At 68.9% G+C, this 14,916-nt stretch carries 10 protein-coding genes; 5 read left to right on the top strand and 5 right to left on the bottom strand.

Annotated features, from left to right (window positions below; translation table 11 throughout):
- Positions 1 to 81: 81 nt before the first annotated feature.
- Genes OZ671_RS22370 through OZ671_RS22360 form a run of 3 tightly spaced genes read left to right on the top strand, consistent with a single transcriptional unit; the run spans position 82 to position 5,157 of the window.
- A complete protein-coding gene (locus OZ671_RS22370; protein WP_268862772.1) occupies positions 82 to 753 on the top strand; it encodes a response regulator transcription factor in 672 nt (223 codons plus the stop codon).
- Positions 750 to 2,219 (top strand): sensor histidine kinase, encoded by a 1,470-nt coding sequence (locus OZ671_RS22365; protein ID WP_268862771.1) that lies wholly within the window; start codon positions 750 to 752, stop codon positions 2,217 to 2,219. Before OZ671_RS22370 ends, OZ671_RS22365 begins: the two co-directional genes overlap by 4 nt.
- Entirely contained in the window at positions 2,206 to 5,157 is a 2,952-nt protein-coding gene (locus tag OZ671_RS22360; protein ID WP_268862770.1) for a bifunctional [glutamine synthetase] adenylyltransferase/[glutamine synthetase]-adenylyl-L-tyrosine phosphorylase, read from the top strand. The genes OZ671_RS22365 and OZ671_RS22360 overlap by 14 nt, the downstream gene beginning before the upstream one ends.
- 3 nt (positions 5,158 to 5,160) lie before the next feature.
- Here the strand turns inward: OZ671_RS22360 and OZ671_RS22355 are convergent, their stop codons facing one another.
- From OZ671_RS22355 to pepN, 3 genes are all read right to left on the bottom strand, one after another.
- Positions 5,161 to 5,400 (bottom strand): hypothetical protein, encoded by a 240-nt coding sequence (locus tag OZ671_RS22355; protein ID WP_038309870.1) that lies wholly within the window; start codon positions 5,398 to 5,400, stop codon positions 5,161 to 5,163.
- A 167-nt stretch (positions 5,401 to 5,567) separates the two neighbouring features.
- Complete coding sequence (locus OZ671_RS22350; RefSeq protein ID WP_268862769.1) at positions 5,568 to 7,892, bottom strand: PAS domain-containing sensor histidine kinase; 2,325 nt, start codon at positions 7,890 to 7,892, stop codon at positions 5,568 to 5,570.
- 227 nt (positions 7,893 to 8,119) lie between these two features.
- The gene (gene pepN / locus OZ671_RS22345; RefSeq protein ID WP_268862768.1) at positions 8,120 to 10,759 is read right to left on the bottom strand and encodes an aminopeptidase N; all 2,640 of its coding nucleotides are present in this window, start codon (positions 10,757 to 10,759) and stop codon (positions 8,120 to 8,122) included.
- Positions 10,760 to 11,069: 310 nt separating this feature from the next.
- On the opposite strand from pepN, the gene OZ671_RS22340 reads away from it, so the two are divergent.
- Together OZ671_RS22340 and OZ671_RS22335 are read left to right on the top strand one after the other, a co-directional pair.
- Entirely contained in the window at positions 11,070 to 12,494 is a 1,425-nt protein-coding gene (locus OZ671_RS22340; RefSeq protein WP_268862767.1) for a peptidoglycan-binding domain-containing protein, read from the top strand.
- Between the two features lie 13 nt (positions 12,495 to 12,507).
- The gene (locus OZ671_RS22335) at positions 12,508 to 13,332 is read left to right on the top strand and encodes an alpha/beta hydrolase (protein ID WP_268862766.1); all 825 of its coding nucleotides are present in this window, start codon (positions 12,508 to 12,510) and stop codon (positions 13,330 to 13,332) included.
- A 50-nt stretch (positions 13,333 to 13,382) separates the two neighbouring features.
- Here the strand turns inward: OZ671_RS22335 and OZ671_RS22330 are convergent, their stop codons facing one another.
- Both OZ671_RS22330 and OZ671_RS22325 read right to left on the bottom strand, forming a co-directional pair.
- Complete coding sequence (locus tag OZ671_RS22330; protein ID WP_268862765.1) at positions 13,383 to 13,865, bottom strand: MaoC family dehydratase; 483 nt, start codon at positions 13,863 to 13,865, stop codon at positions 13,383 to 13,385.
- A gap of 145 nt (positions 13,866 to 14,010) precedes the next feature.
- On the bottom strand, positions 14,011 to 14,916 hold a 906-nt coding region (locus OZ671_RS22325), incomplete at its 5' end, for an MFS transporter (protein ID WP_268862764.1).

The raw sequence follows: 14,916 nt of genomic DNA, 5'->3' as shown, positions 1-14,916 counted from the left end.
GTGTCGCGGACCCGTCCGACCCACCCCGCCGGGTGATCCAGCATCTGGCGAATGGCGCGAGACCTCCCTACCATGCCCGACATGCGGATTCTGATTGTCGAAGACGACCGCGACGCGGCGTCCTATCTGGTCAAGGCCTTCAAGGAGGCGGGCCATGTCGCCGATCACGCGGCGGATGGCGAGACCGGCCTCGCCCTTGCCGAAGGGGGGCCCTATGACGTGCTCGTCGTTGACCGGATGCTGCCAAAGAAGGATGGCCTCAGCCTGATCGGCGATCTCCGGGCCATGGGGCGCGACACGCCGGTCCTCATCCTGTCGGCGCTCGGCCAGGTGGACGACCGCGTCAAGGGCCTGCGCGCCGGCGGCGACGACTACCTGCCGAAGCCCTACTCCTTTTCCGAACTGCTCGCGCGCGTCGAGGTCCTGTCGCGCCGGCGCCCGGCCGGCACGCCCGAGACGGTCTACCGGGTCGGCGATCTCGAACTCGACCGGCTCTCCCACCGGGTCGTCCGCGCTGGCGAGGAGATCGTCCTGCAGCCGCGCGAGTTCCGCCTTCTCGAATATCTCATGAAGAATGCCGGTCAGGTCGTCACCCGCACCATGCTGCTCGAGCACGTCTGGGATTATCACTTCGACCCGCAGACCAACGTCATCGACGTTCACGTCTCGCGCCTGCGCTCGAAGATCGACAAGGGTTTCGACAAGGCGCTGATCCAGACCATTCGCGGCGCGGGTTACACGGTGCGGGCGTGACCGGGACGGGACCGGCCGGCGCCGCCGCGTCCGAGGAGCAGGCCGGCCGGCGCGGCTCCGGGCTGCGCACGCTTCTGCGCACGACCGCCTTCAAGATCATTGCCGCCTATCTCGTGATGTTCGTGCTGTTCGCCGGTTTCCTGATCGGCTGGCTCGGCTTCGCGACGCAGCGGCTGTTCACCGACCAGATCACCGAGACCGTCGAGGCGGAGGTCCGCGGGCTCGCCGAGCAATATTCCATCGGCGGCATTCGCCGGCTGGTCAATGTCATCGACGAGCGCAGCCGCCGCCCCGGCGCCTCGCTCTATCTGGTCACGACCTTCAGTGGCCAGGTGGTCGCCGGCAATGTCGGCGAACTGCCCGACGGCACCTTGAACCGGCAGGGCTGGATCGAGACCGACTATCGCCGGGCCGAAGAGACCGCTGCGGCCCGCGCGCACCGGGCGCTCGCCCAGGTCTACGGCCTGCCCGGCGGCTTTCGCCTGCTGGTCGGCCGCGACCTCGAGGAGCGCGACCGGGTGCTGGAGATCTTCGGCAGCGGTTTTCGCCTGTCGCTCATCGCGGCGCTCGTCCTCGGCCTGATCGGCGCCTATTTCGTCACCAGGCGCGTGCTGAAGCGGGTCGACGCCATGACCGAGACCTCGCGGCGGATCATGGCCGGCGATCTTTCGGGACGCCTGCCGATCGCCGGCACGCGCGACGAGCTCGATCGGCTGGCCGAGAGCGTCAACGCCATGATCGCGCGCATCGAGGCGCTCATGGCTGGCATGAAGGAGGTCTCCGACAATATCGCGCATGATCTCAAGACACCGCTGACGCGGCTCAGGAACCGGGCGGAAGAGGCTCTGCGTCAGGCCTCGGGCGACGAGCAGAGCCGCCAGGCTCTCGCCGGCATCATCGACGAATCGGACGGGCTGATCCGGACCTTCAATGCACTGCTGATGATCGCCAGGGCCGAGGCCGGCAACCAGCGGGAGGGCATGGCGCCGGTCGACCTCGCCGAAATCGCACAGGGCATGGGCGAGCTCTACGAGCCGCTTGCCGAGGAGGCCGGCATGACGCTGACGGTCACGGCCGTGCCGGCGATCGTCACCGGCAGCCGCGAGCTGATCGGCCAGGTGGTGGCCAATCTCATCGACAACGCGCTCAAATACGGGCAGGCCGAAGGCCGACCGGGCCAGATCACCCTTGCCGTTGCGGTCGACGGTCCCGATGCCGTGCTGTCGGTGGCCGACGCCGGCGAGGGCGTTCCGGAGGCCGATCGCGAGCGGGTGCTGGAGCGTTTCGTCCGGCTCGAAGCCAGCCGTTCGCGGCCGGGATCGGGGCTCGGCCTGTCGCTTGCCGCAGCCGTCGCGCGGCTGCACGGAGGCAAACTTTCTCTTCTCGACAATGCGCCGGGCCTGAAGGTCGTGCTACGTCTGCCGCGGAAGCTGGACCCTGCGATCGATGCGAATGGACATTCCTGATCATCTCGGACCCCTGTGCGAGCGCTTTGCCGGCGCGCCCGTCCTGCCCAAGGGCGTCACCGCGGCAAAGCTGATCGCAGGCTATCTCGCCGCCATCGACGATCGCCCGCTCGCGGCCGAGCTGGAAGCGGTGCTGAAGCCGGCCAAGGCGCGCGCCGTGGTGGCCGGCATCCTCGCGCATTCGCCGTTCCTGACCGCGATCGCGACGCATGAGCCCGACGTGCTGCGCGACCTGCTGGTGGACGCGCCCGAGGCCCGTTTCGAGACCCTGATCGCGTCCGCCACCGAGGCCAGCCGCGCGGCCGATGACGACGAGGCGGTCGGCATCGCGCTGCGACGGCTGCGCCGGCATGTCGCACTGCTGGTGGCGCTGACCGATATCGGCGACGTCTGGCCGCTGGAGCGGATCACCGCGGCGCTGACGCGCACTGCCGATACCGCGGTCGCCGAGGCGGTGCGTCACCTCATGCGCGAGCTGGCCGACATGGGCACGCTGCGGCCGGCCGATCCCGCGGCGCCCGAGCGCGATTCCGGCTATATCGTGCTCGCCATGGGCAAGCACGGCGCCCACGAGCTGAACTATTCGAGCGACATCGACCTCATCGTCTTTTTCGATCCCGACAAGGCGCCGTTCAAGCCGGGCCGCGAGCCGCAGCAGGCCTATATCCGCGTCACCCAGCGCCTCGTGAAGATCCTGCAGGAGCGCACCGCGGAGGGCTATGTGTTCCGCACCGATCTGCGCCTCAGGCCCGATCCCGGCGCCACCGCGGTTGCGATTTCCGTGCCGGCGGCTCTGCACTATTACGAGACCCTCGGCCAGACCTGGGAGCGCTCGGCCTTCATCAAGGCGCGGCCCTGCGCCGGCGACATCGAGGCGGGCGCTGCGTTCCTGCGTGAGATCGAGCCCTTCATCTGGCGCAAATATCTCGACTACACGGCGGTTGCCGACATCCATTCGATGAAGCGGCAGATCCACGCCTTCCGCGGCCACGACGCGCTGGCCGTGGAAGGGCACAATATCAAGCTCGGTCGCGGCGGCATTCGCGAGATCGAGTTCTTCGTCCAGACCCAGCAGCTGATCGCCGGCGGCCGGAACCAGGCCTTGCGGGTCAAGGACACGCTGAACGGGCTGAAGCAGCTGGTGGCGGCCGGCTGGGTCCGGCAGGAGACCAGCGAGGCGCTGGCGCTCGCCTATCGCTTCCTCCGCAAGGTCGAGCATCGCCTGCAGATGGTCGCCGACGAGCAGACCCACAGCCTGCCCGAGGCTTCCGAAGACGTCGAACGCATCGCCCGCTTCCTCGGCTTCAAGAGCCGGGCGGCGTTCGCCGATGCGCTGATCGAGGAATTGCGGCCGGTCGAGGCGGCCTATGCCCGCCTGTTCGAAACCTTGCCGCCGCTTTCGGAGGTGAAGGGCACGCTCGACCTTGCGGCGGACCCGCCGAAGACCTCGACGCTTTCGGCGCTCGCCGATCTCGGCTTTCAGGACCCCGTCGCCGCCGCGGCGACGGTGCGCGGCTGGCTCGAGGCCCAGTCGGGGGGCCTCAGGGCCCGCGAGGCGCGCGAGCGCGTGGCCGAGCTCGCCCCGGCCCTGCTCGAGGCGATGTCGCGCACAGGCGACGCCGATCTCGGCCTGCGGGCCTTCGACCAGCTTCTGACCCGCCATTCGCAGCCGATCGAGCTGCTCGCCCTGCTGCGCACCCATCCCGACCTGCTCGAACTGATCGCCCAGGTGCTCGGCTCGGCGCCGCGCCTTGCCGAACTGCTCGGCCGGCGGGCCCATGTGCTGGATGCGCTGCTCGAGCCGGCCTTTTTCGGCGAGCTGCCCTCGGATGCCGAGCTGAGCCGCCGCCTCGACCATATGATCGGCCTTGCCCGCCATCCGGAAGAGGTGCTCGACCGCGTCCGCATTTTCGGACAGGAGCAGCTGTTCCTGGTCGGCGTCCGGGTTCTGGCCGGCACGGTGTCGGCCGAAGCCGCGGGCCAGGCCTTTGCGCGGCTCGCGGAGCGGATGATCGTCGCCCTGCACAAATCGGTCGAGAAGCAGATCGTCGAGGCGCATGGCCGGATTCCCGGCATGCGCTCCGCCGTCGTGGCGCTGGGCAAGCTCGGCGGCCGTGAAATGACCGCCGGCTCCGATCTCGACCTGATCCTGCTCTACGCCCACGATCCCGACGAGAACGCCTCCGACGGGGCGCGTCCGCTGGTCGGCAGCCATTATTTCGCGCGGCTCACCCAACGCTTGATCAGCGCCCTGTCGGTGCCGACCAGCGAAGGCGTGCTCTATGAGGTCGACCTCCGGCTGCGGCCTTCCGGGCGCTCCGGTCCGGTCGCCACGCACCTCGACGGTTTCCGGTCCTATCAGACCGAGGAAGCCTGGACCTGGGAACATATGGCGCTGACCCGCGCCCGCGTGATCTCGGCGAGCCCTGGTTTTCAGGCGGATGTCGAGGCGGCGATCCGCGCCGTGCTGACCGCCAGGCGCACGGCCAAGGCGACGCTCGGCGACATCATCGACATGCGCCGCGCCATCGCCGAGGACAAGGGCGACGACGACCGCTGGGACCTGAAATATGTCAGCGGCGGCCTGATCGACATCGAGTTCGTCGCACAGGCGCTGCAGCTCGTCCACGCGCACAAGCATCCCGACATTCTCGACACCAATACCCTGCGCGTTCTGGACAAGGCGGCGACCGCCGGACTGCTGAAAGCGGAGGATGCGGACGTGCTGCGATCGGCCTGCCGGCTGTACCAGCGGCTGACCCAGATCCTGCGGCTCTGCCTGGTCGACCGGTTCGATCCGGCGGTCGGCTCACCCGGTCTGAAGCGGCTTCTGGCCCGTGCCGGCGAACTGCCGGATTTCGTCACGCTCAATGCTCATCTCGGCGAGATGCAGAAGGCGGTGCGCAAGAGCTTCGTCCGCGTCGTCGGACCGATCTGAGCCTCAGCGGCCGGGCGGATCGGGTTCCGACCGCGGGCCGAACAGGGCCCAGATCGCAAGGCCGACACCGGGCAGGGCGAGGACGAGGACGCTCCAGAGGATCCGCTCCGGCTTCGAGGCGGGCGAGGCCATGATCTGGTCGATGGCGCGAAGGGCAAAGCCGAACAGGATCCAGACCGCGACGGCGATGCCCCCCATCAGAATGATCAGCCAGAACAGCGCGCCCGCCGCGTCGAAAACCATGGGTTCGACCTCTTGCCCGCATGTCTCGCCCGGAAATGTGAACCGCTGCCAAGGGCTGCCGTCAGGCGGGATCGGCCATGTCGGGAGTGCCGAGGTCGCCGTCCGTGCGGCCCGAAAGGCTCCGGTGCCGCATCAACGCACGAACCGCGCGCGGGTTGCAGGCAGCCTCAGGCCTGAACCTTCATCGCGGCGGGCCCATCGACGGGCAGGCGCACGACCACCGTGGTGCCGCGGCCCTCGGCGGAGCGGATCCTGAGCGAGCCGCCATGCATTTCGGCCAGCGACTTGGCGATCGCCAGGCCGAGGCCCGACCCGTTGTGGTTCTTGGAGAACTGGCTCTGAACCTGTTCGAATGGCCGGCCGAGATTGCGCAGCGCCTGGCGCGGTATGCCGATGCCGGTATCTTCGATGGCCAGCACCACCACGCCGCGCGCCTTGCGCACGCGCACCGACACCATGCCGCCTGGCGGCGTGAACTTGACCGCATTGGAGAGGAGGTTGAGAGCGATCTGCTTGACCGCCCGCCGATCGGCCATCAGTTCGAGGCCTTGCGGGATCGCGGCGTCGATGACGATCCGCTTGTCCGAGGCCATCTTGGCCAGAACCCGCATGGTCTCGTCCAGCGTCTCCTCGAGACGCGTCTCGCGCGGATCGAGCTTCAGCCGCCCCGCCTCGATCCGCGACATTTCCAGGATGTCGTCGATCACGGACAGCAGGAAGTGTCCGCTGTCGTAGATGTCGCGCGCATATTCGCTGTATTTGGGGACGCCGATCGGCCCGAAATGGCCTTCCTTCAGGATCTCCGAGAAGCCGATAATGGCGTTCAGCGGCGTCCTGAGCTCGTGGCTCATATTGGCGAGGAATTCCGACTTGGCACGATTGGCCTCTTCGGCACGCGTTTTCTGCTCGCCGTACTTTTCCGCGAGCTCGGCGAGCTGCTGAGTCTGGATTTCCAGCGTGTAGCGGCTGCGCTGCAGGTCGGCGACGCTGGCGCGCAGCCGCTGCTCGCTGGCGGTGAGCTCGCTTTCATGGCGCTTCAGCGCGGTGATGTCGGTGCCGACCGAAACGAAGCCGCCGCAATGGGTTCGCCTTTCGCTGATCTGCAGCCAGCGGCCGTCTTCGAGATTCACCTCCAGATCGCGCGCACCTTCCGCATTGGGCTGCGACAGGACACGGCCGTCGACGATCTTCGCCGCGCTGCCCATGGCGAGCGCCTCGTGATAGGGCGTGCCGGCGCGTGCGCCCTCTTCGGTCAGTCCGTTCAGTTCGCGGAACTTCGAGTTGCAGACGACGATACGCTCGCGATCGTCGCACACGACGAAGGCCTCGGAGATCGTCTCGATGGCTTCGCGGATGCGGATGTCCGCCGCCGCGGTGCGCTCGGCCAGGGCCAGCTGTTCGGTGATGTCGACGACGATGCCGACGAAACGCGGCTGGCGCACGCCGGCGACGCTGAGGCAGCGCCCGCGGGCCCGCAGCCAGACCCAGCGGCCGTCGGCGTGGCGCATACGGAACTGATGGTCGATGGTCTCGCTCGGATCGAGCGGGATCGATATGCCGATTTCGGCGAGGTGGCTGTCGTCGGGATGCAGCCGCGGCTGCAGCTCGGCAATGGTCAGAAGCCCTTCGCGCGGCTTGAGGCCGAGCAGCTCGAACATCGAGGCCGACCAGAACATCTGCGCGCTGCCGATCTCCCAGTCCCACAGGCCGCAGCGGCCGCTCTCGAGCGCGGCGTCGATGGTGGCGCGGGCATTCTGGTTGACCATGTCGGCGGTTGCGGCACGAACGGTCTGGATGTGGAAGGCGAGGCCGAGCACCAGCAGGAGCAGGCCGGTGGTCGCGAACAGCGTGCCGGTGAGCAGCGAGGATTTCAGCCAGTTGGCGAGCGCGTCCTCGACCGGCTGGATGACATAGAGCCGCTGCAGCGGCGCCTGGAGGGCGCGCACCGCGACCAGCGCTCCGGTGCCGTCGGCAAGCGTCAACTGCGCGGCGATCTGCTGCCGGTCGACTTCAGCGCCGGCAAAGGCGGCTCCGAAGACTTGGGCGGCGGAGCGCCCGACATGGATGCCGGCGGTCCGGGCCGGGATCGCCGCGATGATGAGGCCGGCCGGATCGGTGACGACCATGGCGCGGTTGATGCCTGTCGTCGCGCGCGTCGTGGCGAGATTGAGCGCCGCCTGGGCGGCCGCGGTCAATTCGCCGGCACCGACCGGTGCGCGATGGCCGAGATTGTCGTCGAAGGCCTGGGCGATCATCGCCAGCTCTTCGGCCGCCGCGTTCAGCGTCTCGATGCGGTTGTTGTAGATCTGGAGCACCGCGCCGGCGCCCATGACGACCAGGAAGGCGACGATCAGGCTCGGCACGAGGCGCCGCAGCAGCGGCTCGTAGGGCGCGAGCCAGGTCTCGAGGGAGGCGCTGATCGGCTGTGCAAAGCCGCGCGCACCCTGAGCATGAATCCGCGCTTCCGCGCTGGCCGCACCATCGCGCGCCATCGCCGGTCCCCCGTCCGCAATCAGATGATTTCATCGGGAGAAATGTCGCCGCCGCTCCCGAATCGCGGACATAAGAATCGATTTGAGGGGCAACTGTCTAGAGTCGGTCCTCCACCAAAAAGGAAATATTTGGTAAACGGCATAGGATTAAATGCCGTTTTCGACGTGCTTTCCCGACCGTAAATCAATGCGGCCGCGCGCTGTGAAATCGAGGCCGGCCGGGCCTTTCAGGCGAGCGAGCGGTCCGCGATATCGCGCACGTCGGCGGAGAGGCGCGGCGCCGCGGCGACCCGCTGCAGCGCTGCCTGGGCGAGGGCGCGCCGGCCGGGCTCCATGGCCCGCCACGAACGGAAGGCTGACAGGAGCCGCGCCGCCACCTGGCTGTTCCTGGCGTCGACATCGAGCACGACCTCGGCCAGGAAGTCGTAGCCGAGGCCGTCGGCCCGGTTGAACTGCGTCTGATTGATCATCGCGAAACTGCCGACGAGCGCGCGCAGACGGTTCGGATTGGCAAAATTGATGCCGGGGCGGGCCATCAGGGCCTTGACCCGTTCCAGCGTGCCGGCTTCCCCGATGCCGGCCTGCAGGGCCAGCCACTTGTCGATGATCAGTTCGTCCGCGCCGTGGCGTTCGTAGAAGGCGGCGAAGGCGGCCTCGCGCCGCGGGCCGGCATGCTGGGCAAGCGTCGCGAGCGCGCCAAGGCGATCGGTCATGTTGTCGGCGGCGGCAAAGCGTCGCTCGGCGAGACCGATCCGCTCGTCGGCGCCGTTCGCCGTCCAGAGATCGAGCACGACATTGGCGAGCGCTCGCCGGCCTGCCGATGCGGCATCGGGCGAGAACGGACCGCGGTTCTCAAGCGCGGCAAGGCTGGCCGCGAGGGCGTCGGCAAGGTGGTCGGCGATATCGCGCCGGAGCCCCAGGCGGGCAGCCTGGATCGCGTCGGGATCGACCTCCTGGCCAAGCTCGCGCGCAATGTCGGCCTCGGAGGGAAGGCTCAGGGCCTGCGCGGCGAAGGCCGGGTCGCGCTGGCTGTCGGCGAGGACCGCGCCGAGCGCGTCGATCAGCGGCCGGCCGGCCGGTGCCGCTGCCCCGGTCCGCGAAGCGGTCGTTGCCGCGATCAGCTGGCGTGTCGCGAGCGTTTGGATCGATTGCCAGCGGTTGTAGGGGTCGCTGTCGTGGCGGCTGAGGAAGATCAGATCGCTTTCGGTCAGATCGGTGGTCAGACGGACGGGCGCCGAGAAGCCGCGGTTGATCGACAGGACCGGCCGCGTCGGATGGCCGGTGAAGACGAAGCGATGGCGGCCGGCGCTGAGTGCGATGACGCCGGCAACGCTCTGCCCCTCCTCGGTGAGCAGCGGCCTCTCCGCGCCATCGGGGCCGATGAGGCCGAGGGCGAGCGGGATCGCCATCGGCTCCTTCGATGGCTGCCCGGGCGTTGGGCCGAGCTGCTGGCGAATGTCCAGGGTGAACGTGCCGGCCTTGGGGTCGTGGCGGGTCTCCACGCCGACCTCGGGCGTGCCGGATTGCCGATACCAGAGGAAGAACTGGCCGAGGTCCCGGCCGCTCGCCTCGGCGAAGCAGGCGACGAAGTCCTCGATCGTCGCGGCGTCGCCGTCGTGGCGGGACAGATAGAGATCCATGCCGATCCGGAAAGCCTCGGCGCCGATCAGCACTTTCAGGAGGCGGATGACCTCGGCGCCCTTCTCGTAGACGGTCGCGGTGTAGAAATTGTTGATCTCGTTGTAGATCTCGGGGCGCACCGGGTGGGCGAGGGGGCCGGCGTCCTCGGCGAACTGCTGGGCCTTGAGCAGGCGCACATCGGCAATGCGCTTGACCGCGCGCGAGCGCATGTCGGAGGAGAATTCCTGGTCACGGAAGACGGTCAGGCCTTCCTTGAGGCAGAGCTGGAACCAGTCGCGGCAGGTGATCCGGTTGCCCGTCCAGTTGTGGAAATATTCGTGGGCGATGATCGCCTCGATATGGGCATAGTCCTGGTCGGTCGCGGTGTCCGGCAGGGCCAGGACATATTTGTCGTTGAAGATGTTGAGGCCCTTGTTCTCCATCGCCCCCATGTTGAAGTCGCTCACCGCGACGATCATGAAGATGTCGAGATCATATTCGCAGCCGAACACCTCTTCGTCCCAGCGCATGGCACGTTTCAGCGCGTCCATGGCATAGGCGGTGCGGTTTTCCTTGCCGTGCTCGGAATAGATCCGGAGCGCGACGGTCCGGCCCGAGCGGGTGACGAATTCGTCCGCGATGACGGCAAGGTCGCCGCCGACGAGGGCGAAGAGATAGCTCGGCTTCGGATGCGGGTCGTGCCAGACGGCGAAATGCCGGCCGCCTTCCAGGTCACCGCTCGCCACCAGGTTGCCGTTGCCGAGCAGGACAGGTGCTGCGGCCTTGTCGGCCTCGATGCGTGTCGTATAGACCGCCAGCACGTCCGGCCGGTCGGGAAAATAGGTGATGCGGCGGAAGCCCTCCGCTTCGCATTGCGTGCACCAGGTCCCGGACGAGCGGTAGAGTCCCATGAGCTGGGTATTGGCCTGCGGATCGATGCGCGTTTCGATGGTCAGAACGAAGCGGCCGGGCGGCGGCCGGTGGATCAGCAGCCGGTCGGGCGTCGCCTCATGCGCCTCGGGGGCGAGCGGCCGGCCATCGAGCGCCAGCGAGACGAGCACCAGTTCGTCGCCATCGAAGACGAGCGGCGCCCCGGCCGCGCCTTGCGGGTGCGGCTCGACGGTGAGCGTTGCGACCACGCGCGTCGCCGTGGGATGGAGGGCGACATCGAGATCGACCGTGAGAACCCGGTAGTCGGGCACGCGATAGTCCGCAAGCTTGACGGGTTTGGCCTGATCGCTGCGCATGGGAACGGCTCCGGGGCATGGGCCGCGGGCAAGCCCGCGGCTGGGCAGGGCTGCGACCCTATGGCCCGGACCGGCGAGAGGGAAGGGCGAAGGTTCCGGTTGATCGGCATTGCTGCCGCTTGCCTGTGGGCTTGTCGCGCGACCGGCGCTATGGAAAGTGGCGGGCATGCGCCCGGCCAGCGGGCGTTGGTGGTCCGAAACTGAGATTTGCCTCGTCCGGCATGCGCCGCGAGGCGGGTTTTCGGGTTCCATGGACATTGGGCGTCGTTCGGAACCGCGAGAGGTTGTTGTGTTGGACGCTTGTCATCGCGTGTTGACGCGGCCGGCCGCCGCAGCGGCCCGGCGCTTCGCTGCGGCGCTGTTCGCGGTCTGCGTGCCCCTCGCCATAGCCGGCGCCGTTCTTCTCGCCGCGGGCAGGTCGGGGCATGCCCAGGAAGCGGAAATCCGTGCCCTGCAGGAGGATCTGAGGGCGCTTGGACTGTACCAGGGACCGGTCGACGGCGAGAGCTCAGAGACGCTGTCGGCAGCGATCGCGGCCTATGTCCGCCAGGGCGGCTTCCGCGATCCGCCGGATCGCGCCTTCCGGCATTTCGGCGCGCTCGTCCGGGACGTCGATCTCGAAAAGCGGATCCGCGCCGGCAAGGCGCGCGTCGCGCATGAGCAGGCCGTGCCGACCCGCTTCGGCCCGTTGCAGATCACGACCTATCGGCAGGCCGGCGGCCCCTCCGGCTTTTCCGACGGCCGCCGCGTGAGCATTGCCGGCCAGCGGGTGGATGCGGCGCTCGCGCGCTTCGTGGAGTGCTGCGAGGCGAAGGTGTTCGAGGTGGGCACGGCCGACGTCGTCGTGCTGCGCGGCACGACCGATACCGCGGGCTGCGACTACGCCAGGGTCTATGTTTCTCTGACGCGGGAGCGCTTCACGGTGACCGACCGTGAGGACAGCTGCGCCGCCGATCCGAATTTCGTGGTCGAGGCGGGCCGGCTGGTCGTCACCGCCCAGGCGCGCACCAGCCTGCCGGATGCCCAGTGGTCGCTGACGCCGGGCGAGCCGATGCGGTTCGAGCGGCTGGTGCTGGTCGGCCCGCTGGACGTGCTCGGCTGGTGGGTCGGCCGCCAGCCCTGGACCCGCATCGATCGCGGCTTCCGCTTCTTCAACGTGACACCGCTGACCGACGCGCTGTCGGCTCTGCTCGAGCCGGAAGCGCTGGGCTGGACCTTCAAGATGACGCTGACGACGCCGGTCGAGCGGCGCGGCGACCTGCTGTTCGTTTCGGGCAGCTACAAGCCCGACGAGAACCTCGTTGCGGTGCTGATCGATCTCGGCGCACGGGCGGTGCATGCCTGCAGCTTCAACCGCGGGACCGCACGTTTCGCCTCGACGCTGCTGCCGGGCGTCTTTTCCGATCCGGCGGCATCCTGTCCGGCCGATATCGGCCGCGCACTGGATACCTGGTCGGCGCTCGGTGTGGTCAGCGGCGGCGCGCCAGCCCGCGTCTTCGGCTTCGAGGGCACGTTCGGCGACGAGGCCGCCTGCAAGGCCGGTGGCGACCGGGTGACCCGCATCACAGCCCGCAGCCTGCGCCCTGCCGGCGAACCGGAAACGCCAATTACCGAGGTCGGGGTTGCGGACGGCGACTATGTCGTCGGCACGGTGGGCCGTAATGTGCCGATCAAGCGACTCGACGACGACAGGATCGACCTCGATGGGGAGGTTCTGCGCCGCTGTCCGGAATGAAAGAGAGCCCGCCGTGCCCGCGCCCGACCTGGAAGCCGAATACAACAATCGGGCGCGCGTGCCCGATCACCCGGAGACGATGCAGCGCTGGGCGCGCGAAGCGGCCGCCTATCGTGCCGAAGCTGTCGGCGCCCTGCTGGACCAGCCCTACGGCGCGGGCGAGCGTCAGCGTTATGATCTGTTCCCCGCGCCTCAGCCGCACTCCGGCGCGCCGCTGGCGCTGTTCATTCATGGCGGCTATTGGCAGGCGCTCGACAAGAGCTGGTTCAGCCAGATGGCGCGCGGCGCCAATGCCCATGGCCTCGACGTCGCGGTCATGAGCTATGACCTCTGCCCGGCCGTGACGGTCGGCGACATTGTCGGCGAGACCGTCGCCTGCGTCCGGGCGCTGCGCGAGCGCCATGGCCGGCGCATCCTGCCCTTCGGCCATTCGGCCGGCGGCCACCTGACGGCCTGTCTTGCCGCCACCGACTGGACGACGTTCGGCGAGCCCGCCGACCTGATCGCGGGCGCCCTGCCGATTTCCGGCCTGTTTCATCTCGCGCCGCTGGTGCCGACCAGCATCAACAAGGCCTTGGGGCTCGATGCGGCGAGTGCCGCCAGCCTGTCGCCGCTGACCTGGACGCCGCCGCGCGGCCTCGGCGTGACCGCTGTCGTCGGCGGCGCCGAGGCGCCCGAATATCTGCGCCAGACCAGCAGCCTCGTCGAGCTCTGGGCGGTCATGGGCGCGAGAACACGGGCGATCGCGGTGGACGGCGCCAACCATTTCACGGTGGTCCTGCCGTTTGCCGACCCGCAAGCCGAGCTCACGCGCGAGCTGGTGGCGCTCGCGGGCTGATGATCGGGCGGCGCGCACCGCAGCGGCCAGCTGCGGCCGCGCGGCGTACATCACGCCGCAGGGCGGCCCGCGAGCAGGCGCTTGGCGGTATAGGTCATGACTGGCTCCTCGCGCTGGTTGAACACCGTGATGAGCGAGGTCACGATGGCGCGATTGGCCTTGGAGGTCGGGCGGATCTCGGTCACCGCGACGGTGGCCCAGACGCTGTCGCCGACCTTGACCGGCGCATGGATGGTCTGGGCGAGTTCGAGCATGGCGAGCCCCGTGCCCTGGATCATCGACTGTAGGATGAACCCCTCGATGATCGCATAGGTCAGCGCGCCGGGTACTGGGCGGCCGGCGATCGCGCCGTGCTCATAGGCTGCATCGATGAAGATGGCTTCGGCCATGCCGGTCACGCCGATGAAGCCGACCAGATCCGCTTCCGTGATGGTGCGGCGGAAGGTCTTGAACGTCTGCCCGACCGCGAGATCCTGCCAGAAGAAGCCGTGTCCGAGCGTCGGCAGGCGGGCATGGTCGATGGCGGCGGGCATGAAGGACGTTCCAATCGTACTGGAGGGGAGGCCGCCCTGGGGCGAGCCTGTTCCAGGCGACCATGCGTGGCGGACCAAAGTCAATCGGCCGATGGGCCGAGCACGGCCGGCCCATGCTGCCGGCCGCGGACGGCGGGCATGCGCCTCAGGCAGCGGCGGGCGCCGGCATGGCCCTGAGGCTGGCGAGCGGGGAGGCGACCGACACCAGCGCCGACAGCGCGAAGGCAACCGCCACCAGCAGCATGGCCGCATCGAGCCCGAAGATCTGGCCGACCGTGCCGCCGGCAAGAGCGCCGAGCGGCCGCACGCCGTAGACCGCGACCTGGATCGTGGCGGTGACCCGGCCCATCAGGCCGGGCGGCGTCACGAGCTGGCGCACCGAGGTCTGCATCACCGACCAGAGCATCGGGCCGAAGCCGATGAGGGCGAAGGCGAGAATGGCGGCCGGCAGCCCGCCGAAGGTCGGAGCGGCGAGCAGCATGACGGCGCCGACGATCGAGGAGACGGGGCCGAACATCAGCACGGCACGCGGTTCGACCTTCGCGAAGATGGCCGGTGCGGTGATCGCCCCGGCGATCATGCCGAACCCGGCTGCGCCGATCGCAAGGCCGGCGCCGGCGACGTCGGTGCCGAGCCTTGCCAGCGCGAAGGGCACGAAGATCGCGGTGAGGGCGATGAAGGCGAAGTTCCAGAAGATCGCGCAAAGGCCGATGGCGCGCAGCAGCGCGTCGCGGACGACGAAGCGCCCGCCTTCGGCGATGGCGGCGAGCACGGGCGGCTTTGCAACCGTCGGCGCGGCCGCGGCGGGCAAGGCGAGGCGGGCTCCGGCGATGAGCGCGCCGCAGGCGAGCGCGGCGGCCAGGGGATAGCCCGCCATGGGGGAGACCCGTTCGGCGAGCAGACCGACGATGAACGGAGCGGCTGCGACCGCCGCGGCGCGGGCGAGCTCGGTGCGCGCATTGGCCTTCGGCAGCTCGGCCGCCCCGACCAGGGAGGGGACGAGGCTGATCTGCACCAGCACGAAGGTGACCGTGCCGGCGGCGGCGAGGAA

Source organism: Phreatobacter sp. AB_2022a (assembly GCF_026847585.1).
Taxonomy (GTDB): domain Bacteria; phylum Pseudomonadota; class Alphaproteobacteria; order Rhizobiales; family Phreatobacteraceae; genus Phreatobacter.
This window is presented reverse-complemented; position numbering and strand designations above follow the sequence as displayed.

What these genes read in the sequence shown, in the direction of transcription:
- OZ671_RS22370 (WP_268862772.1), top strand. Translation starts at nt 82, where the DNA reads ATGCGGATTCTGATTGTCGAAGACGACCGCGACGCGGCGTCCTATCTG.
- OZ671_RS22360 (WP_268862770.1), top strand. Translation starts at nt 2,206, where the DNA reads ATGGACATTCCTGATCATCTCGGACCCCTGTGCGAGCGCTTTGCCGGC.
- OZ671_RS22355 (WP_038309870.1), bottom strand. Translation starts at nt 5,400, where the DNA reads ATGGTTTTCGACGCGGCGGGCGCGCTGTTCTGGCTGATCATTCTGATG.
- OZ671_RS22350 (WP_268862769.1), bottom strand. Translation starts at nt 7,892, where the DNA reads ATGGCGCGCGATGGTGCGGCCAGCGCGGAAGCGCGGATTCATGCTCAG.
- pepN (WP_268862768.1), bottom strand. Translation starts at nt 10,759, where the DNA reads ATGCGCAGCGATCAGGCCAAACCCGTCAAGCTTGCGGACTATCGCGTG.
- OZ671_RS22330 (WP_268862765.1), bottom strand. Translation starts at nt 13,865, where the DNA reads ATGCCCGCCGCCATCGACCATGCCCGCCTGCCGACGCTCGGACACGGC.